This window comes from Fibrobacter sp. UBA4309 (assembly GCF_002395745.1).
GTDB lineage: Bacteria > Fibrobacterota > Fibrobacteria > Fibrobacterales > Fibrobacteraceae > Fibrobacter.
The window spans coordinates 1-20,692 of the sequence record NZ_DGUN01000074.1 but is presented as its reverse complement, the minus strand read 5'-3'; the positions used below and the strand labels follow the sequence as shown (position 1 = coordinate 20,692).

Below are 20,692 nucleotides of genomic sequence, written 5' to 3'. Positions count from 1 at the left end.
ATTGTCGGGTTTATTGTCGGGTTTACAGCATCTTCATGTGGAATGATTTTCCCCTGTTTCCTTTCGGCATCAAGATATTGCCTGCTCGCCGGGCATTCCACCACCAGACCGCCAGAATTCTCTTCGGGAATAGGCAATTTTGCCTTGCGAAGCTTGCAGACGTCGGTGATGTTCTTGTAGCCGCGACCCCAACTTTCGACATAGCCCGCCTTAAAGAACACGTTTGCAATATTAGGGTTGCGCGGTTCGGAAGAATGCGGCTTGAACAATTTTTCGACAGGAACATCAACGGGCATCTTTCCGATATTCCAAATGCGAATCTTGTGAGCATAAACGCGAATCTGAATCGGCGTGGGCCTAGTATAATCACGATGAATCACAGCATTCAAAAGCAACTCGCGGAATGCCTCCTTCGGGAAAAAGAATGTTTCTTTGCGGTGAATGCCGTCGTAACTGATGAGAGCCTTCATGTACTTCGTATAGATGAGATCCATCGTCTTTTCAACCTGCATCACAAGCGAACCGTGAACCTCATCCTGATAAATAATGTCCGCATCGTTATCGGCGAAGAACCCAATTTTTATATAAGCGCACATGACCCACTTTTCGGGATCCGGGTGAAAGCACATGACAGCCGCCCTCGTCAAGTAATCATTCTCGAACAACCGCAAGTTTCTCAAGAGAACATCCGTTGGAACATCCAGCGCCTTGCTATCAAGACGATTATGGTCAAGCGCCATTTTCTTGAAAAGCTTGATAGAATCATTATCCAAGTCTGCAACATCCACATGCGGCACAGGAACACTATCCCACGTGCGCCCCTGCACGGCAAGAATCATCTTGTCCAATTCATTGCCCACAACCTCTTGCGTCGTTGAACCGCTCCGCTTATAATATTTTCCGTGATAACTGACCGGGAACGGATATTTCTCCACATCGATTCGAAAATACTTCTTTCCACCTTCGTCAAGAAGGTTCACTTCGCAAATCAAGCCCATGGCTTGCAAAATCTTGTTCGGAATATCCTCCGAAAGCTTGCGGTAATCCTTCACTCCGCAAAAATCGCCATTATCCTTTACACCTATATAAAGCGAGCCACCATGCGTATTGGCAAACGCGCAAATCCACTTGAGATATTCATCACGCCAGTTCTGTTTGAACTCAAGGTCGTGCTTTTCGTCTTTATTGATTTTCACAGTTCTCACATAGCCTCCATTTTGCCGCATTTTGCGGGCGGTTAATGTTAGAGGCGTCCCCTTATCCCAGAATCCCAGAATAAAAAAAGACGCATTTCTCCATTAAGCAGAGAAACACGTGCTGCATTAATGTACCCAATATTCAAAAAGTTGGCACAAATGCGTAAGGCGAGCGTCGCAGCCATGCTTGCATGGCTATGACTGAGCCTAGCATTTGGCGCTTGCGCAACGGGCCTAAGGAAATTTTACAAAGCGAACTATTCCTAACGCAAACAGTATATATTCTACTATATGATAACATTTATAGTAATTCTAGCCGCTATTGTCTTTTGCATGTGGTTCTTCCAGAACCAGATTGTGGGGCACATCGGCGAGAAGCACACGGCAAACAGAATCCGCGCCATCAGCAAGGGAACCGTCTTCAGGGATGTCTATGTGGAAGGGAGCCATGGCGTACAGCAAATCGACATTATCGCCGTAACAGAGAAAGGCGTTCTCGTCATAGAGAAAAAGACACGCATCGGGCTCATCGTGGGGAGCGCCTACGACAAACAGTGGCAAGTCATCTTGAATCGCGGCAAGAAAAGATTCACAATGACTAATCCCCATCACCAGAATTACGGGCATATACAAGTCCTGTGCGAAAAGTTCCCAACACTTAAGGACAAGTTCATCGACCTAGTGATATTCGGGAACAACGCGAAACTCGGCGACAGAATCCCCGAAGGCACAATATGCGACAGGGATTTCAAGATGTTCTACAAAAACCTGCCGACACGAATGAACACCCAGGAAGTTGAAAGCACCGCCCAAACCCTCGCCACCCTCAATAAGGACAGGGCTAGACTCAAAGCGATGCACAAGCAGAAAATCCGGCAGAAGAGGAAAGGCCTATGACCCAAAAACTCTGGAACAAATGCAAGAAGTGCGGCTGCGACAAGACCGAAGACTCCGAAAAACTTTGCGAACAATGCAAGGTAAAACGGCGACAATTCTGGAGCGACCTCAAGAAGGTCGGCGGCGTAGCTGCTGGCGCGTTGCTGGTGGTAATTGCCGGCGGGAAGATGAGGAAGAAATAAAGAGACCATTTTGCCAACGTCGACAAAATGGTTTCAATGACCGTGATGATTTTTGGGGGATGTATTCTCTATTCATGTTCGATTTTTTCTTCAGCCACCCATTCAATAGGCCTTACATCAAACATTTCCTCAAAATCATCCTTGTTAAAGATTTTCAATTCGCAATCCTTATCAAGAACATTTTTTACAGCCGCCAATCTCCATTTGGGCGTCGCGTTCATATGATTGTATTCGTTTAATGTGAGGTATAAACGAAATTGGTTGCTCGAGGATCCCTTCACTTCAACATGGAATTCTTTTCCACCTTTTGTGACAAGCAAGTCATAACCACAATTATCCTTTTGACGATCTACAATATGGAAGCCTCGTTCCTCATAATATTCGCAAACCTTATTAACTGCGGCAATTTCAATTCTACAACGCGTCGCGGCATCAACATTTGGAAAAGGACGCACGTAAGAATCATCATCATTTAAAAGGCGTTCTGCAATATCAACAAAATCCTTTCGCCATGGTTCATCTTTAGACTTCGGACCTTTAACATATACTAATGGCGTACTGCTGATGTGTTTACAAAGATCTTTCCGAATCACCCAATCTCTACGCCTTTCCAAAGGCATTCGAAAAGCGTTCTTACTTTCAATGCAATACTGAAATTTTTCACCATCATTATCAGTATCGAACTGTTCATATTCGTACTCTGGGCGAATTTGAAGTTTATCATAAATTCGCGCATTTTCATAGTACCCAACAACGCACAATTGACCATTCCCATTTTCACGGGCCAAGAAGACCACAAACCAATCCTCCGCATCGCGGCCCGAAAGCTGGGGGCAACTTCCTGCTGACGGAGGAATATATGCGCAGAAACCATTTCTTGTTCTTTTAAAGTTATAGATTTCGTGTCCAATATTAGCGATTTGTTTTAGATATGTGTGGTTTCCGAGAACATATCCGCCCTCGTACAAATCACTCCATCCTGTTTTTACGAACATTATTTTATTCAAGATTTTGCTTTTCATAAGACATCTCCTTTAAAATTAAATATGACTTTTACAAATGCACATATTGCATTTGCATTTTTTAAGCCGGCTATGTCTTCTGAGTTCGTCTTCTTCTCGGGCTCCGGGGAACCCTTTTGTCCATGCGTCCGTTTAATTAAAAAGGGACACATTCATTGCCATCATCAATTTCTATACTTCATCATCAGGAGCCCTAACAAGCTCCCTCGGCTTAATAGTAATATAAATAATTTGATCGCTTCCGGCAACACATTTTTTTACTAAAATCTCACATTTTGTCCCAAAATACTTGATTTTTGTCCCAAGATTATTTATATTAAGGAACAAGGTAGGTCAAGTCCATGAAAAAGAAGAATGTCATCAATCTGATTCGCTATTACGCCGAGAAAAACGACCCCGCATTCCGCGAGGAGGCGTACGAAATTGCCCGGGATTTTGACGCTAGCGGCGATTTTCAGCTTTCGGAATACATCATGGCCCTTATGTCCAGCGCGAACGCCTTTGTGCCGCAAATGCACGAAGACCAGATGACTTTTTTCCGCAAGATCGCCCCTTCGCACGATTCGCTGCCGCTCCCCACGCCCATTGAAAAGGACGTTATCGGAATCATCAACGCCATCCAGCGGAACATGGGAATCAACAAGTTCCTGTTCCAGGGCGCACCCGGGACGGGCAAAACCGAATCCGTACGGCAAATCGCCCGCATTCTGGAGCGCGACCTATTCTGCGTCGATTTTGACACCATCATCGACAGCAAGCTCGGCCAGACACAAAAGAACATCGCCGCACTGTTTGACGAGTTGAACCACTTCGCGCACCCCGAAAAGATTCTCGTCCTGTTCGACGAGATAGATGCCATCGCCCTCGACAGAACCAACTCTCACGACCTTCGCGAAATGGGCCGAGCCACATCGGCAATTCTCAAGGGGTTCGACAACCTGAACGAACAGATTACCATCATCGCCACGACGAACCTTTTCAAGCACTTTGACAAGGCCCTTTCCCGCCGTTTCGATTTAATTGTCGATTTCAACAGATACACGCAAGAAGACCTGCAAGAAATCGCGGAGTCTATTTTGAACAGTTTCCTAAGCAAATACAAAATCGGCTATCGTAACACCCGCCTGTTTCGCAAGATTCTCGACTTGCAAAAGAAAATGCCTTGTCCGAGTGAAATGAAAAAAATTCTGCGAAACGCAGTCTGCTTCTGCGATGAAACAATCGAGGGCGACTATTTAGGTCGCGTCTATGAATTGCTCACAGGCGGCACCACCGGCAATCTACATCGCCTGCATGAACAGGGTTTTACCGTCCGCGAAATCGAGATTCTTTCTGGCGTGTCTAAAAGTCAAGTTGCAAGATTCCTAAACGCCCCTCAACAAGCAGTCGGAACGTCCAAGCCCTATAAGAATGGAATTTCGCAACAAAATCGACGCAATTTATACATTAAAAGACTCGATGAGATAAATCTTGCGGAAGTCTATAAAAAAGGCGAAGAAGAAATCGTGTGGAGATAAGGAAAGCCGAACCAGCATTACTAGTTCGGCTTCGTTTTTAGTGCTTCTTACGAACAGGGATTTTCCATGCCTTGTGACCATAATCCCACGCATCCAAGACTCGATTTGAGTTTTTTACGCGACGGAACCGAACAAAGATGAATCCATATTTCGCAGGCGAAGGCCTTTCTAAAGGCGAAATGGGGGACAACATATCGTTTCTCTCCTTAGCTAAGGTTAAATGGAACCCCGAACAAAGGCCCCATCAACAACTTTCGGAAGGAAACCAATCTATATTTGGGTTGGGTAACCAATTCAACCCATCATAGGTCGGCTTTGTTCGAACCTCTCGGGAACGCAACTGCAATTGCGTTCCCATTTTGTATCGTAAATATAATAAAATTTTCTTTCAAAAGTGATTTTTTCACTTATGTATTTGCTTTTTATCAACAATTTTGTTAAATTAATTGATGTAAAAGAGAAAATTTCACAATAAATCACGGACGGAAAGTATGCTGATACGTTTTAATGTCAAGAATTTCCTCTCTTTCGATTCGGAAGATCGTGCAACTCACGATACTTCTAGCCAGGAATTTTCGATGATTCCCGGGAAAGTCCGTAGCAAAGAAGACCACATTCTCAAGACCGATAAGCAGAACTTGCTCAAGTTTGCCGCAATTTACGGTGCAAATGCCGCAGGAAAGTCCAACCTAATCAAAGCAATAGCCTTTTTCAGGAATTGCACCTTGAATGGCGCCGTCTTGCCGCAAGATGCCAATCTTTACTGCAAGACTGACCCGAGCAACAAGGAGAAACCGAGTTATTTCGAAGCTGAATTCATCGTTAACAACGATGTTTATGCATACGGCTTCGAAGTTGTCCTAAGCACCGGTACTTTCGTTTCCGAATGGCTCTGTAAGTTATCTTCAACTAAAGAAGAATACCTCTTCAAAAAAGAAGATGCCCAGCATAATTACGTTTTTGGAGGACCACTTGCGAAAAACCAGATGCTGAGCGTTTTGGGGTCTAGTTTTGCAGGTAGTAACGCATTGTTCTTAAATTTCATCAACCGCACCATGGCGGGTTTTTACAAAACTAATCCTGAAGCAGAAGTTTTACAAACTATTTTCAACTGGATTGCAAGAAATATAGATATTTCTTTTCCAGCCACTCCGCTTTCCACCTCATCCTTCTTGGCAAACGAAGAAGCCCTTCGTCAAGCTTCAAAACTATTAAAAGCATTTGGAACTGGAATAGAAAATGTACAGCCAGTTAAAGCGAAAAGGGAAGATATAGATTCAATTATTCATCCCACCATATTACAAGATATCGCTAAACAAATGGAAATCAATAATACTCCTAAAAACGATATTTTTATCAGAAATAGAAATGAAATTTTTATAGTAAGAATGGAAAAAGGAAAGGATGATAAAGTTTTTTCCATCCAGTTCAAGCACAACTTCCAGAACGCGACCTTATTCAAGATGGCCGAAGAATCCGACGGCACCGCGCGTCTTTTCGACCTTCTCGAAATATTGCTTTCCAAATCCAGCAAGACTTACGTTATCGATGAACTGGACCGTTGTCTGCATCCGTGCCTTTCGTATCAGTTCGTGAAGGCGTTCTTTGAATATTCCAAGAACCGCAACGTCCAATTGATTGTGACTACCCACGAATCACGTCTGATGGACTTTGATTTGTTGCGTCGTGACGAAATCTGGTTTGTTGACAAGGACCAGAGCGGAGCAAGCAACATCTACTCGCTGGAAGAATACAACGAACGCTTCGACAAGAAAATAGACAAAGCCTACCTCGAAGGCCGTTATGGCGGCGTGCCGCTGTTTACCTCGATTTTCCCGATTGAGGAGGCTTGATGAGAGAGTCCAGAACCTTCGGAAAAAGAAAAAGGGAAGAACTTCCACAGCGGGAAGTCAACATCAAGTATATCCTTTTGACAGAAGGGACAGAGACGGAGCCTCAATATTTTGAAGCCGTAGAAGAAAACAAGAAGCAACTGGGCATTCCTCCCATTATCAAGATTCTCCCCCTGATGCGGAGTTATGGGGAAAATGGGTGGAGCAATCCGAAAAAGATTCTTGACAGGCTACTGTTGAACCTTGAGGAATCAACATCAAGCAAAATCTCGTATAGCACATTGCTGAACGCTATGATCGACTGCCTGTATTATAGCGAATACCTGAGCAAACACAAGGAACTGATTCCCGAAATCAGCAACTTGCTAGATAGGATTTATCGCAATGTCCTAAAAGTTACTCCAGATGATTTTGTTGAAGACAAAGAAGCGACCGTAACGAAAGTGACGGAATTTCTCGCCAAGGAAAAGCCGCGAATTTGCGAACTCATCATCAAGAATATTGGCGAAGCCCTAAACGAGCAGTCCATCCCGTATGCTCCAGACATAGACAAGATTTGCCTGGTCGTTGACCGCGACCCCATGAGCTTTACCAGTTCTCAATTCGATTATGTGAAGAGCACCTGCGCGACAAACAATGTTCAATTCTATATCAGCAATCCGGGATTTGAACTGTGGCTCTTGATGCACAGCAGCAATTTCGCTACGATGAAAGATGACCTAGCGGCAAAATTTTCAACTATGACCCCGCCGGAATTCTTGGACCACATCGAAAGCCTTTTGAAACAGGAATTCGATGGCTACAATAAGTCCAAACTTAAAACGCAACCGTTTATGCAGGCTATCGACACGGCTATTGCAAACGAAAAAATGTTCACGGAGAGCGTTGACGCGTTAAAGAATGATATGGGATCGAATATTGGGCTGTTAATTCAGGAGATGAGAAGGTAAAACATACAATGATTCTTGATAACGACCCACTCGGCATACACAGCATCGATATCAAGTACGAAGGTTCGACAAGGGCGACCCAGTATTGCATTGACGATTTTATGAAGCGTCTTTATGGCAATCGCAAAATTACGGACATGACCATTTTAACTTGCCAAAAATATCACGCCTTAATGCTATGCTTTGAAAACCGGGACCTCGTTGTCTTTATCAAAAGCGGATTGACTTCGGGTTATTCTGGCGAAGGCCCCAAGGGAACATCCCTTATCATTCGCCTTGCTGAAGAAGCCGGAATTACCATTAAGGAAATGAAGGCAGCACCTTCGCTATTCAAGAGAATCAATTCTTCTCGCGCTACAGTTAAAGATGTGGAATTCATCAAAAAGAACAGCACGGAAAATTTTGATTACGACCGTCTTTGCCTAAAGATTGTTGATAACGAATATGTCAAACGAGCAAAGGAATCCTTCAAGAAAAACAAGGATATCATTTTCGTTAGAAAAGAAGACGAAAAGACGAAGGATGCTGTTGAGATTGACAGGGCTAAAGCGCTAAAGATGTTGCAAGAAGTTCACGATGCCGTAACCAAATCAAAAGATTCATCACTTTTGTCCGACTTTGGGAATTTCTCTTCAATTCTGTCATTCATCAAGAGTTTTCTATGAAAATTCTAAATCTCTGCACTTTAGCCGGCTTTCCCTCTTTTTTCTTTGAAGAGATGGAAAAACATACAGAATTACTGTTGAACACAGAATTTGAAGATGAATTGGTTGAAAATCCAGTCTTTCAAGATTTGATTGATAGAATAACAGATTTCTCCAAAGACTGTAAAATCATTGGCTACCACTACACTAGAGCCGATAAAGACGATATTCTAAAAGGCGGTCTGAAATCAAGAACTGGTCAAGAAATCAGGGAAACTTTTTTATCCCGTTATGGGAAATTGTTTACACCTGAAGAACTAGACACAATCAAAAATGCGTGGAATGCCTACTTTAACAAGAATATGATTTCTTGCCGAGATTATCGGATATTTTTTAACCTAACCACTACAGCCCTTTTTGACAGTGGTGCAGAGCCATTATTGCGATATTATGGTGGGGAACAAGTTTATATGCCTTTAAAAGGTTTCCCTTCTATTGCAAAGAAAATCCAAAATATAGGTTCTCCGCTTCTAATCAAGGCAACATTAAATCCTTGCCAATTAAAACTTTTTGATTATGAAGACATAGCTAAAATTGCGATATCGTCATACCACCGTTTATTGCGTCCTGATGCATCGCAATGTGACCGTGATGTCTACCAAAATGAATCTGCTTTGCTGGAGCAAATAGAGATAATTGATTTGAGTAATCAGTCCATTGCCCAATCTGATATTAAATCGACCTATTTGCTAGAGAATCCTTAACAACAACCACAAGCATGCTCAAGTATTTTCATCATCTTTGCACCATGCTTTGCACATGCTTCATTTTTCCATTTCAGAGAAGCATTCTCTGCATCTTCTGTCAACTTTGCCATTTCACGTAATTTCAAGCTACCCTTAGCAACTTCCTCTTTGAATGTTTTCTTCTTAGCTTCTGGATCCAAGTTAGAAAACGATGAGTTAATATTACTTGGAACAAGGCAAAGATTACCAAATTGATCAACGCCGTCTTCATGTTTCCATTTTGGGAAAGTTCCTTTTGATGGATTTTGAGGATACCAGTGTTCAACAGAATTTCTGAATTCAAACACAAACTTGTCAAATTTTCTTCTGTTATTTTTCCAGATTTGGTAATCTAAATAGTTAAATACAATATGCGGCGTTTTCAGACCCATATTAAACTTTTCTTCATCAGATTTCTCTAAGAAATCCGACTTTACCGCTGATTGAATCAAAGATTCAATATAAGTCTCATATTCATTCAAACACGAATCAATATTTGTATAATCATCCTGAATAAGCCATATCAAAAGATCTGTTATCCAGTGCATGATTTTAGGAGATGTATAGGAAACACGAAGTGCGGCTTGAAGCATCAAACAACGCCTCGATCTATCCTTGTCACGATCATGCTTTTTTTGGATCCATGTATTCACATAGTATGGTTTCTTTTTTGATTGCTGGCCAGAAACCTTCAACTCTCTTAAACTCCAAGCACCAATTTTATCTTCGTCAACAAATTCTCTCTTGATAATATACTTATCAAAGAGAAAACGGCATCTCAACAAACAAATCACAAATGAAAATGCAAAATCAGACTTATTTGTAGATATTTTTCGTCTTTCCAAATATCCTTTTTGTTCAACATTCTCAAAATTTTCAATTAACTTTTTGTCATCAATCAGCCTTGCAACAAGGTTGTCAGGATCATCGTACATATAGGTCGCAACATAAACTTTTAACACATGTAATAGAAAATGTTTAAATTCAATCACGCTTTCAAATCGAACATTTTTATCATCTTCTAAGGAACCATCATTCTTTTCAATTCGAAAATCATCCTTTACAATATCTTTAATAGTCTTCTCATGAACATATTCTCCATCTTCAACAAAAGATTTATAGCCTCCTTTTTTATATGATGGATTCGGTCGATCATCCCATCCACCGCCAAATAGTCTATTTCTTTCTTTAGGGGTAAAATGCATTTGCACATAACCCGTCATGTCACTGCAAGCATCCCATATTTTTGCAAAAACAGCACACCGTTTTTCATCATTAGACAAATATCCCATCAAGCGAGCTTTCAACACGTCGGTTTGTTCCAGCTGCTCCCCTCTTGTATTCATTATTTCAAAATAATGATTCAAATCAGTATGTTTAGGAACAGGAATCCGATAAACATAAACATGAGATAATTTTTTAATGAAAGATTCCCTTTTTTCGCATGGCAAATACTTGTTTATCAATTTTATACCATTCAAAATTTCATTTTGATAACAGGAATCGTCACACAGTTTCTTGAAATCGTTAAGAATAAGGTCTATTTCCAACAATGCCTTTGACGACTTATCTCTATTTGCAAAGGACAAAGTTTTGCTCACGGGCATTTGAAGGATATTCAACAACAAATAGAGTGTCGTTAATCGTTGCTGTCCATCAATAACTTCATAAATCGAATCTTTCTCAGATACAATCAATGAACCAAGACAATATCTAAGACCATCTTGATTTTCGTCAACATCATCTATATCTTCAATTAAGTCCCTTATTTGATCGTCTTCCCAAGCATATGCTCGCTGATACAAAGGTATTTCATATTTTGATGTACCATCAAACAAATTGCAAATACATATGGGCTCTATTTTTTCGTAATTAGACATCTTTACCTCAGGCTATCATTCAAGATATTAATATCATTATATAATTTCGACCAACTTGAGCATAACCGATTACTATCGGTCTCATTTATCTCTATTTTTATTTTAGCGATATCCCTATCTTGGCTGGCGTTATTTATTTCAGAAAAAAGAGCCACATGGTTGGTATACCGATCGTTATCCTCACCTCCAATAGCATATTTGTTTACAGTATCATATCCGAGATGTTCCATATTTGCCCTTAGCATAAAAGCCCAGGAAAAAATTTTTCGGACTATTCTTTCCTGTAAATCCCCAAACTTATCGTAATAGCATAAAAGAGCACAATAGAAAAGATTGCATGCATATTTATATCCCGACGATTTTTTATCTATGTTTTCAATTTCCTTATCAGGATCTAGCCATTTTGCAATCAATTCAAATTTTTCATAATTATTCACTTGTTGCTTTACGTTTTTTAATAAATCTGTATAGTAATCAACCATTTCAAAAAATCTCTGTCCCGCTACAAATGGTTCCGTCAACTGGAAATTCGGCATAGCAGCACGAACATATTTGGCATATAAATAAGGAGCATCTTCTGAGACCCCTTTAAACGAGCCTATCTCTTTTGACGTAAAATTCACAGTTTTCTTCATACGAGACCAATTTTGTATAGGAAATAGCACTCGATTAAAAAGGAATCTTATATCTTTAGGAGAATAACTCTCCCATTTGGTTACTACAGGCTTCATTTCTTCTATACTTTTTAACTTTTTCTCCAATGAACGTTTCATTTCTCTTAAATGATACGCCTTTAATAAATCATGGGGATCAAGCGTTTTTCCTCGATAATTCTGAGAATCAAAAACCTGAAAAGCATCTGAGATATTCTTCACTTCAATAACAACAACTTCTAACACCTCATCTAATGATCTTCTAAAATCAGACTTTTCTTCATCGTTTTTTCCAACAAACCATTCCTTAATAAACTGATAATTAGTATGGATATTCGTCATGGAAGACTTATCACGAAAATCCATTTCTATAATTGAATTAGAAAAGTTTTCATCTAAATACAGGCTTATTAGCGATAAAGTTATTATTCTTTGCTGACCATCAACAATAGCGTTATCATTTAAAATAACCGTACCTACTCTATATTTGTAGTCACTATAACTCTTCGATTCTTTTATCGCATTTTGGATATCACATAAAAGATCATCTACATTTTGCGCAGTCCATTTATACGGACGCTGATAAGATGGAATGGTAAGACTTTTGCGAGAAAGTAATTTTTTTACACTAACTATTTCTGCCATATTAAACCTTGTATTTTTCTAAAACAAAATCAACAGCGTCCTCTGTATAAAACCAAGTTTTTGTGCTATCCTTTTTTTTAGGATTCAATAATCGCTCTCTACATAAAGCCGGATTTTTTTTGAGTTCACGAATGATACTATTGAATTGTGTTCCAAATTTAATTTCAGGATTACATTCCTTTAATTTCATTCGTAAATCCGCATTTGTCAATGGAGGAATATCAGGTTCTATCCGCATTACTGGAGCGTTGGGATCATTTGTCACCCGAACATTCTTTGTTATTTTTACAGCCGCTCCAGAGTCGATTGCGGCAACAATATCTGCATTAGTCGCTTTCTTAACACTTGCTGTAAAAATGTCAAATCCTACAACAATGGATTCCTGAATATTTGCGGCATTCAGTTCTTTTATATTTTGAATTACATGGCTAACAAAATCATCTTGAGCCAATTTGTATTCTTGTTTAAGATACTCAATAGGGTTCAATGGGAGTTTTAATCCTATCGGCAAGATGATTAAATTGTCGTCTTTTGTAATATCTTTATTGAAATGAGTTTTTATGAAATTATCATAGTTTAAAACGGCCTTACTAATTAGCATAAACATCAAGGCGTCTAATTTCTGTCCAACAAAGTGAATATCTTTACATCGGTATTCATTAAGCAACATTAAATTATTAAAAACCGCTTCAAATGAATTCGACTTGATAGTGTTCAGATGTATGCGGACAAGATCAGCAGCTTTCGTAAAAGAAATCGTATATCCTTTTGTCCCTTCAAAAATTTTCTTTTTGTCGATATATTTATACACAAATGCTTTTAAAGCAAGTTCCCATGCATTTATAATAAGAATTACACACGAAGAATAACGATAGGCAATATGCGGCTTATTGTGGATTTCTATCCCAGCAAATAACGCCGCAACAGAAGCATCCAAAAGTTGTTTTGTTACAGATTTTCCTCTAGCCATAGATTCACCCCACCACTACTTGGCCGTTCATGAGGAGCGGGAGGAGTTTGTCGCGGAGGGCGGTGAGGCGAGTGATTTCTTGAATATTTTCCTGTTGCCTAAGAAATATCGGTTTTGTTATTTCATTGAATCTCTTTATTATTTCGCAATTAGAATCTTGCACAAATTCTATATCACCTAAAATAGGTAATGTCAGATTTTTCTGAATGGATTGAGCGTTTGAACCCTGTAATCTTTTTTGCATAGAAGATGATGAAATCACTCTATAAATGTAATTTACAAGATGTCCATATTCCTTTTTCATACGAATTAAAGCGACTGCTTGATTTGTATTTGCAGGTAATATATGCTCGGAGACAATTGCTGCACTGCCTAATCGTCCAGCAATTGTTACAAGAATATCATTACTCCGAAGTTGAGATCGTTTCATGGCGACATTTGCTTCTTCTGAAATATGCATTAAATTTTCTTGAAGAATTTGACCATTTTCAATGCATTCAACTTTTACAAAGTTTATTCCTGTATCCTGAAAATCAAAACCAAGAGTCGATGGAGTTGTACCCTTTGTTATAAGATCAGCGTAATCAGAGACCTTTTTCACTTCCCATCCCTCTGGTATTTCTCTTTTGAGGACTTCGTTGTAGGTCATGGGGCCGCCGGTGGTTTTGTAGGGATGGCCGTTTTTGTCGGGGAAGTCGTATTGGACGAACCAGTAGTCGTATAGGCGTTTTGCCATTGCTTCGAGTTTCTGGTTCATCTTTTTGTTCAGGGCAATTTTGTCGTCTAATGCGGAAAGAACAGAGGCTATTTTCTTTTGGTCAGTAATAGACGGAATACATACATCTATCTTTTTCAAATCTTCTAAGGGTGGTAAATTGGGAATAACTGATGCCCCTACGTGTTTGCAAGCAACCTCTTTGACATACCAACTAAAATAAAATTTGAAATATTCTTTATCTACGAAACTTTCATTAATACGAATGCGAATTAAAGCTTGATTAATAATACCTTCTTCTATCCCATTGGGTAATTCAAATAATTCACCTAATGTTCCTGCGCCCGAAATAAGAATATCTCCGGGGCGCACGGCAAAACGTTTTAATTTTTCGTATCTTTCTTTTGATATGTAATAATTTCCGATGTTTGGGTCTTTATTGTATACTACACCTTGTTCATAAACCTTAAAAGCATAAGCTGATTTCGGTATAAAAAATTCTTTTTTTACATCACCACCAAAAGGGCCTCGCATGATACCCTTTTCATTGTCTAATAAATCAACAAATTTATATTTCGTCATTTCCATATTCAAATTTTTTCAAATTCTTCGACTACGCCTGTACTCCGCTCAGAATGACACTGTTTCTAAAGGAGATTCCCGGTCAAGCCAGGAATGACATTGCCATACTACCTTCTTTTTGACCGCATCTCTAAATATGTTGTTTCTTCAAGTTCTTCAGTAACACCTGCAAGTCTCGCTAAAGGAGATTCATTAGCGACTCTTTTGGCTTTCAACCTATCTTGAGCATCCTGACGAATCTCTTTCTTTCGCCGTTGTTCTGCTTGACGCTCTCGCTCTATGCTTCTTTGCTCTGCCTCTTCATCATATTTTCGTTGCTTCTTGAAAATGACAATAGGAACTATAACTGCGGCCAATGCCGCAAAGAACGACAATAAACTAATGCAAAGAGTTGCTATTTCCATAATACTCCTTTTCTAAATCCTATCGCTGCGCTCCAGGATGACATCGTTTTAATTGAATTTCAGGTTGCTCAGTTGTTTCTGGATTTCCTTCTCGAGTTTGTGGCTTTCGGCGAACATGGCGGCGAGTTCTTCGGTGTCGGCTTTCATCTGGGCGTTGAATTCGTCGGCGGTGATATCTACGTAGTCTATCTTGATGTCGAAATACTGGCCGGCGCTCAGGCTATAGCCTTTTTCCTTGACTTCGCTGTAGGTCACGACTACGCTGAAGTCTTCGACGGCTTTGGCCTTGCGGAAGGTGGTCACGATTTTCTCGATTTCGTCGTCTTCGAGGCGGACTTTCTTGAGGCCGTTCGCGTCCTTGTATTCCTTGCCGAGTTTGCTTGCGTCAACGAGGGTGACTTTGTCGTTGTCGGTCTTTTTGCGGGTCTTGTCGAAGAAGAGCACGCTCACGTTGGTGCCGGTGTTCGCGAATACGTTGCTCGGCATGCTGACCACGCCATAGACAATGTGTTCGTCAACGATGCGTTCGAGGATTTTGTGCTCGATGCCGGATTTCGCGGTGATGAACCCGGTGGGGATAACGATGGCGCCCTTGCCGCCTGCCTTGATGCTGTTTACCACGTGCTGGATAAAGCAGGTGTAGATGGCCATGCTCTCCTTTTTCTTGTTCGGGACTTTCGGCACGCCTGCCCAAAAACGGGCATTCCATTTCTTTTCGATGTCGTCGCGGGTGTCGCTAAAGTCCATCTTGAAGGGCGGATTGCTCACAACGTAATCGAACTGCTTGAGGCTCTTGCCGTCGTCGCTCTTGTGGTAGGGTTCTAGGAGGGTGTCGCCCTGCACGGCGTGATCCAGGCTCGAAACGAGTCCGTTCAAGAGCAGGTTCAGCTTGAGCATTTTGTTACTGCGCTGCGAGATGTCTTGCGCAAAGATGGTGCAGCGGTCTTCGCCAATCTGGTGGCTGAGCGCCATGAGCAAGGTGCCGGTGCCTGCGCTGGGGTCGTAGCATTCTACGTTGTGCAGGTCGGCGTTGTCGCCCACCAAGAGGCGGGCCATGATTTTCGCGATGGCCTTGGGGGTGTAATATTCGGCGTACTTGCCGCCGCCTGCGGTGTTGTAGTCCTTGAGCAGGTATTCAAAGATGTCCGAGAAAAAGTCGTAGTGTTCAGCGAAGGCGTCTTCGAAGCTGAAGTTCACGAGTTTATCGACAAGGGCGCGGGCGAAATTTGCACGCTGGGCGTCGTCGGTCACGAAGATGGTGAGCTTTTCGAAGATGGGGATTTTCGTTTCTTGCGCGGTCTTGGTGTAGAATACGTCCAGGTTGTCCTTCGCGATGGCGACCATGGTCTCGTCAAAGATGACGTCGAAATCGCCCTTGGCCTGCTTGTTCCAGAGGTTTGCAATCAGGTAGTCGGGCTTGAACACCGGGACTTCGGGCGGCAAGAAGAGGCTCACCTTTTCGCGGTCGGCCTTGGAGAGTTTCGCGTATTCCTCTTCCCACTTGTCGGATTTTTTGAGGGCCTTCAGGCAAGGGTCGTTGATTTTCTTGAGTTCAAAGCCGAACTTGTCGGCCATAAACTTGTACAAAAACACCTGGGTGATAATCTTGTATTCGTTGCCGTCATTGCCCATGCCGTATGTCTGGCAAGTGGCCTTGAGAGAGTCGATAAGGGCAATGGTCTTGTCTTTGATGTTCATTTAATTTCCGTAGTAGGCGTTATACTGATTCATGTACTGCTTGGCGATGCGCTGTTGGATAAACAGATAATCGGGCATTTCGGGCTTGATTTGCGGGAAGTGCGCGAGTCCGTCCGCAATCTCTTTCATCACGGTCTTGCCAAAGTAGGCGTCCTGTTTAAGGATGTCGTTGCGGTCGAAAACTTTTGCGTCAATCGTTCCCTTAATCGTCAAAAGAGCCTGCACAATTTCTTCGTCGAACTTTGAGATAATCGGAGCCTGATGCTTGGGTTCGCGTGCCTTGTTCTCTTCGCGGATGCGCTTGTGAACGTAGGCAAATTTCGTGTCGCCGTTGTACTTGCGCAAAAGGGCGTCGTTCGCCTTGCGGAGTTCTTCGAGGCGTTTGAGGATGTCGTTCATCGCCTGGTTCTGCTCGTTATAAACGGCAAGGTTTTCCGGGGTAAAGCCGTGCTTGTCAAAGATGCGCTTGAACTCCTGTTCCAATTCAACAAATACGGGGTCTTCGTGGTCGAAGTTGTCCAGGAACCCGCGGAGTGCGCGTTTGTATTTTTCACGCAGTTCCGTGCCGTTGTCGATGATTTTCAGTTCTTCAGTGCCAATGCAGCTAAAGTTGAACTCAATGTTCATCATGGCTTCGTTCACGGCAAACTGCGTCGCCTCGCTGTTGGTCCACGCCTCTTTCTGGTTAATCATCGCAATGCGGTGGTTCACTTCCGAAAGCATGAGCGGCAACTTTTCGATGTTCAGCTTTTCAAAGTCCTTTTTAAGGGCCTCGTCACCGAAAGTGCGCACAAGGTTCATCGCATCCTTGGCGAGTTCCAAGGCCTTGCGCAGTTCAATCAGAACCTTCTTGTCTTCAAGGCTAGAAATTTCTGTAGAGAAAACTTCCGCGTTGTCGGTAGTATAACTGAACAGAGCCTGACGTGCCACCTTCATGTGGTTGATAAGGGCGTCCTTGTCTTCCATGACCTGATTGTACATATCGGGCAAGTTATCGTCCGGGTCAGTATCGGCATCATTATAGCGGTTCAGTTCCTGCAAATACGCGGCATTGGTCTCGTCGAAATTCTTCTTGATGTCGGCAAAGTCAATCAAGAATCCGCGTTTCATGTTCTTGTACGGGCGATTCACACGAGTAATTGCCTGCAACAAATTATGATCTTCGATTTTTCGACCGAAATACAATCGCTTAAGACGCGGTGCATCAAAGCCCGTCAGCAACATGTTGTAAACAATCAGAATATCAATCGTGTAGTTCTTCTTGAAATCGTTGATAATCTGCTTGCGGGTTTCCTTGTCATCGCTATCGAAAAGAATCAGGCCCGCTTTCAAGTTGATTTTCTGGATGCGGTTTTCATTGAGTTCGTCCTGAATCTCGTTGAAGAACTTGTACAAGTTTCGTGCCTGTTCCGAAGATTCAGCAATAATCATGCCGCCAAGGTCGTTGTCGCCCTGCATGGCACGGAACTTCACCAAATCGTTGATGATGTAGCGGAGCAACGCCTTCACGTATGTGGGGTGCCGAATAATCATGTCCTTCGAGACAGAACCCTTCTCCACCAGTTTCTGCACGCTTTCGTAAGCATCGTTCAGCTTTTTGCGGTAACTGGTTTCGATATCTTCGCGGATAATCTTTAGCGTGTAGCCGTCTTGAATGGAACGGTCGTAATAATACGTGTGGAAGTAATCGCCAAAGACCTTGCAGCTCGCCTTTTCACTCCCGATGAGCGGTGTGCCGGTAAGTGCAATCTTGATGGCGTTCTTGTCGGCATTGAAAAGGTTCGAAAGGAAACATCCGCCCGGTTTGTAGCCGCGATGCGCTTCGTCCATAATGAACACGCGTTGCAAATTCGTGGCGTAATTCGGGATTTCCACTTTCTCGGTGTCATTTTCAAACTTCTGGATGTTCACCACGGTAATTTCATCAACACCGGCGCTGCCCTGCAAGGCCTGCTGCGTGCGGAACTGTTCCATGAGTTCCGTGCGGGAATTTGCCGTTGTCACCTTGAGGCCACGATTGCTCAATTCTTCGGTCGCCTGCTCCAGCAAATCCAGACGATCTACAATAAAGTAGAATTTGGCAACCTTGTTCTGCTTGGCGTAATAATCCTTGAGGACTTTGCTCAAGTGGAAAGAAAGCGCCGTCTTGCCCGAGCCCTGCGTATGCCACACAATGCCAGACGTTGCACCCGCTGCCAGTTTTTCACGGATAATCATGGCCGCAAAAAATTGCTGGTAACGCATGATGTGCTTTTCGTGGCGGCTCTCAATTTGGCCATCCTTCTCCTTTTCAACATGCAAGTAAGCAATGCCATACTTGAGCAAAAAGAGCAAACGCTCCGGGCTCACCATAGAAGTAAGCACGCGGTTCGTGGGCGTGTTGATGTCTAAATTCGTCTTGTATTCCGGATTCTCTTTCAAGACCGGAACATTGAAATCCATCAGGACTCTCTTTTCGAGATCCGCAGGAATCGGCAGATAAGGATAATTGGCGTGGAACGGAGCAATCGCCGCACGCTTGGGGTTTTCTTCCCTAAAGCAGTTGAAACGCGCTTCGTTTTTCGCCGCCGTGCAATAGAACACGCCTTCAATCGGAACAACACCGCCCTTGGCATCGTACTCCATGTTGTTGGAGAAAATCATCAACTGCGTGATGTTGATAAAGCGACGGAACTTTTTCTTCGGGAACCGCTCGTCGTTCATCCGCTTGCTTTCGGCCACCATGCCGCCTACGTTGTTCGGCTTCTTGACCTCGATAAACACGAGTGGGAGCCCGTTGATGAACAACGTAATATCGGGGCGGAAATTTTCGTCACCATTGCGGCAAGTGAATTCCGCCGTGCAATGGTAAGTGTTGTTTTCCGGGCGTTCAAAATCCACCAAGCGAAGCGGAGAATAGCTGGTCAAGCGCTTGTAGAACTGCTGGCCCAAATCGTCGTCATCCAATTCCTTCTGAATGTCCGAAAGAATGCTTTGCGCAGAGACAGTCGCAGTCGGATTCAACTTCTTGAACTGCTCCGCGAAAATGTCCACAAGAATATTTGTTTCCGGGTCATAAGGAATTGACGATGTTTTACTAGATGCGTCGGACTCCGAAATTTTGCCCAAATACGTATAGCCGATGCGAGCCAAATGCTGAATCGCAGTCAGTTGAACGCGCGTCGCTTCCGTAAAAAGACCTGGCATAAAAACAATATCGCTTGTGTGTATAAACCGCTCTTCGAGAATATAAGTTTTTATGCTGTCAGTAAAGTGACACTGCGAAAAAAATATTGACTTTCGGTGCATTTGAAAAAAACCATTTTCACCTCTTGACAAGTAGTGCACAAAAGTGTAGTTTTAGATAAAACATCTGCGTTTAAAAAGCTTGTACGCAGAAAGGAGCACAGAATGTACAGTACTGCCAATGGCACCGTCACCGACGCCGAAGCCGCCGAAATCGATTCCCTAAACAACGAAATCTGGAAAAACTTCTGGAGTATCCCCCGCGAAAAGCGAACCAAAGCAGACTGGGAAAAGCTGCTTGATATCCAAATATTGGTGAAAAAGGGGTGAAAATAGAGTTGCTCGCCATATTTCTATAAATCTTTATATTGACAATTAAACAAATATATTGTATTTTAACCTATGAAGTTTAAAGAAATCTGCAACTACGCAAAGAAAAGAGGTTGGGAACTAGGGCGAATCAGCGGTGACCACCACATATTCGTGAAGCAAGGCAAGCGACCCGTTCCCATACAACGAAACAAGCACGAGATAGAAGGCGTCTATCTCAAGCGCATCTTGAAACAATTTGACCAGTAGAGGCATCCATGAATTACGCAGCGAAAATTGAGAAAGACAAGGACATGGGTTTCGTGGTTTCGTTCCCCGATTTGCCCAACGTGAACGCGTTCGGCGACACGCAGGAGGAAGCCCTCAGGCAAGCGAAGGATGCCCTCGACGGCGCGATGGAATGCGACCTGGATCTCGGCAACACGATGATTCTCCCCAAGACAATGCCCGATTCCGACAAGGGGCTCTACCCGGTCGAGCTTTCCCCGCGAATCGAGATTGCATACAAACTATTCGAAGCGCGCAGGGGTCAAAAGAAAAGCGA

At 42.6% G+C, this 20,692-nt stretch carries 19 protein-coding genes; 10 read left to right on the top strand and 9 right to left on the bottom strand.

Annotated elements, in window-relative coordinates; translation table 11 throughout:
- Positions 1 to 1,196 (bottom strand): RNA-binding domain-containing protein (locus B3M32_RS10325; protein ID WP_290746386.1); only part of this gene is annotated, 1,196 nt, incomplete at its 3' end.
- Positions 1,197 to 1,487: 291 nt separating this feature from the next.
- Here B3M32_RS10325 and B3M32_RS10320 point away from each other — a divergent pair.
- Both B3M32_RS10320 and B3M32_RS10315 read left to right on the top strand, forming a co-directional pair.
- Positions 1,488 to 2,093 carry a nuclease-related domain-containing protein gene (locus B3M32_RS10320; RefSeq protein WP_290746384.1) on the top strand — a complete coding sequence of 202 codons (606 nt, stop codon included), beginning with the start codon at positions 1,488 to 1,490 and terminating at the stop codon, positions 2,091 to 2,093.
- The gene (locus B3M32_RS10315) at positions 2,090 to 2,275 is read left to right on the top strand and encodes a hypothetical protein (protein WP_290746382.1); all 186 of its coding nucleotides are present in this window, start codon (positions 2,090 to 2,092) and stop codon (positions 2,273 to 2,275) included. Before B3M32_RS10320 ends, B3M32_RS10315 begins: the two co-directional genes overlap by 4 nt.
- Positions 2,276 to 2,343: 68 nt before the next feature.
- On the opposite strand, the gene B3M32_RS10310 is transcribed toward B3M32_RS10315, so the two are convergent.
- Entirely contained in the window at positions 2,344 to 3,297 is a 954-nt protein-coding gene (locus tag B3M32_RS10310; protein ID WP_290746379.1) for a DUF3883 domain-containing protein, read from the bottom strand.
- A gap of 341 nt (positions 3,298 to 3,638) precedes the next feature.
- Here B3M32_RS10310 and B3M32_RS10305 point away from each other — a divergent pair, with 341 nt between their 5' ends.
- The 5 genes from B3M32_RS10305 to B3M32_RS10285 all read left to right on the top strand — a co-directional run bounded on the left by B3M32_RS10305 (position 3,639) and on the right by B3M32_RS10285 (position 9,025).
- On the top strand, positions 3,639 to 4,814 hold the full coding sequence (locus B3M32_RS10305; RefSeq protein ID WP_290746376.1) for an ATP-binding protein: 1,176 nt from the start codon (positions 3,639 to 3,641) through the stop codon (positions 4,812 to 4,814).
- 491 nt (positions 4,815 to 5,305) lie between these two features.
- Positions 5,306 to 6,667: an AAA family ATPase gene (locus B3M32_RS10300; protein ID WP_290746374.1), complete on the top strand. Its 1,362-nt coding sequence runs from the start codon at positions 5,306 to 5,308 to the stop codon at positions 6,665 to 6,667.
- Positions 6,667 to 7,617, top strand: coding sequence for an RloB family protein (locus B3M32_RS10295; RefSeq protein ID WP_290746371.1), 951 nt, complete (start codon positions 6,667 to 6,669; stop codon positions 7,615 to 7,617). Before B3M32_RS10300 ends, B3M32_RS10295 begins: the two co-directional genes overlap by 1 nt.
- Before the next feature lie 8 nt (positions 7,618 to 7,625).
- Positions 7,626 to 8,282, top strand: a complete 657-nt coding sequence (locus B3M32_RS10290) for a hypothetical protein (RefSeq protein WP_290746369.1) — start codon at positions 7,626 to 7,628, stop codon at positions 8,280 to 8,282.
- Positions 8,279 to 9,025 (top strand): hypothetical protein, encoded by a 747-nt coding sequence (locus tag B3M32_RS10285; protein WP_290746366.1) that lies wholly within the window; start codon positions 8,279 to 8,281, stop codon positions 9,023 to 9,025. The genes B3M32_RS10290 and B3M32_RS10285 overlap by 4 nt, the downstream gene beginning before the upstream one ends.
- Here the strand turns inward: B3M32_RS10285 and B3M32_RS10280 are convergent.
- The 7 genes from B3M32_RS10280 to B3M32_RS10250 all read right to left on the bottom strand — a co-directional run bounded on the left by B3M32_RS10280 (position 9,022) and on the right by B3M32_RS10250 (position 19,779).
- Positions 9,022 to 10,926 (bottom strand): DUF262 domain-containing protein, encoded by a 1,905-nt coding sequence (locus B3M32_RS10280; protein WP_290746363.1) that lies wholly within the window; start codon positions 10,924 to 10,926, stop codon positions 9,022 to 9,024. The genes B3M32_RS10285 and B3M32_RS10280 overlap by 4 nt on opposite strands.
- 2 nt (positions 10,927 to 10,928) lie before the next feature.
- Positions 10,929 to 12,224: a DUF262 domain-containing protein gene (locus B3M32_RS10275; RefSeq protein WP_290746360.1), complete on the bottom strand. Its 1,296-nt coding sequence runs from the start codon at positions 12,222 to 12,224 to the stop codon at positions 10,929 to 10,931.
- 1 nt (position 12,225) lies between these two features.
- The gene (locus tag B3M32_RS10270) at positions 12,226 to 13,194 is read right to left on the bottom strand and encodes a DUF3644 domain-containing protein (protein WP_290746357.1); all 969 of its coding nucleotides are present in this window, start codon (positions 13,192 to 13,194) and stop codon (positions 12,226 to 12,228) included.
- Between the two features lie 4 nt (positions 13,195 to 13,198).
- Positions 13,199 to 14,497, bottom strand: a complete 1,299-nt coding sequence (locus B3M32_RS10265; protein WP_290746355.1) for a restriction endonuclease subunit S — start codon at positions 14,495 to 14,497, stop codon at positions 13,199 to 13,201.
- A 101-nt stretch (positions 14,498 to 14,598) separates the two neighbouring features.
- Entirely contained in the window at positions 14,599 to 14,895 is a 297-nt protein-coding gene (locus B3M32_RS10260) for a hypothetical protein (protein ID WP_290746352.1), read from the bottom strand.
- 48 nt (positions 14,896 to 14,943) lie between these two features.
- A complete protein-coding gene (locus tag B3M32_RS10255; protein ID WP_290746349.1) occupies positions 14,944 to 16,593 on the bottom strand; it encodes an HsdM family class I SAM-dependent methyltransferase in 1,650 nt (549 codons plus the stop codon).
- Positions 16,594 to 19,779: a type I restriction endonuclease subunit R gene (locus tag B3M32_RS10250; protein ID WP_290746346.1), complete on the bottom strand. Its 3,186-nt coding sequence runs from the start codon at positions 19,777 to 19,779 to the stop codon at positions 16,594 to 16,596. It lies immediately after the preceding gene.
- Between the two features lie 204 nt (positions 19,780 to 19,983).
- On the opposite strand from B3M32_RS10250, the gene B3M32_RS10245 reads away from it, so the two are divergent.
- The 3 genes from B3M32_RS10245 to B3M32_RS10235 form a co-directional block, all read left to right on the top strand.
- The gene (locus B3M32_RS10245) at positions 19,984 to 20,148 is read left to right on the top strand and encodes a hypothetical protein (RefSeq protein ID WP_173381350.1); all 165 of its coding nucleotides are present in this window, start codon (positions 19,984 to 19,986) and stop codon (positions 20,146 to 20,148) included.
- A 72-nt stretch (positions 20,149 to 20,220) separates the two neighbouring features.
- Positions 20,221 to 20,397 (top strand): type II toxin-antitoxin system HicA family toxin, encoded by a 177-nt coding sequence (locus tag B3M32_RS10240; RefSeq protein WP_290746343.1) that lies wholly within the window; start codon positions 20,221 to 20,223, stop codon positions 20,395 to 20,397.
- Positions 20,398 to 20,405: 8 nt separating this feature from the next.
- Positions 20,406 to 20,692, top strand: a 287-nt coding sequence (locus B3M32_RS10235; protein ID WP_290746340.1) for a type II toxin-antitoxin system HicB family antitoxin, incomplete at its 3' end; no start/stop codon positions are given.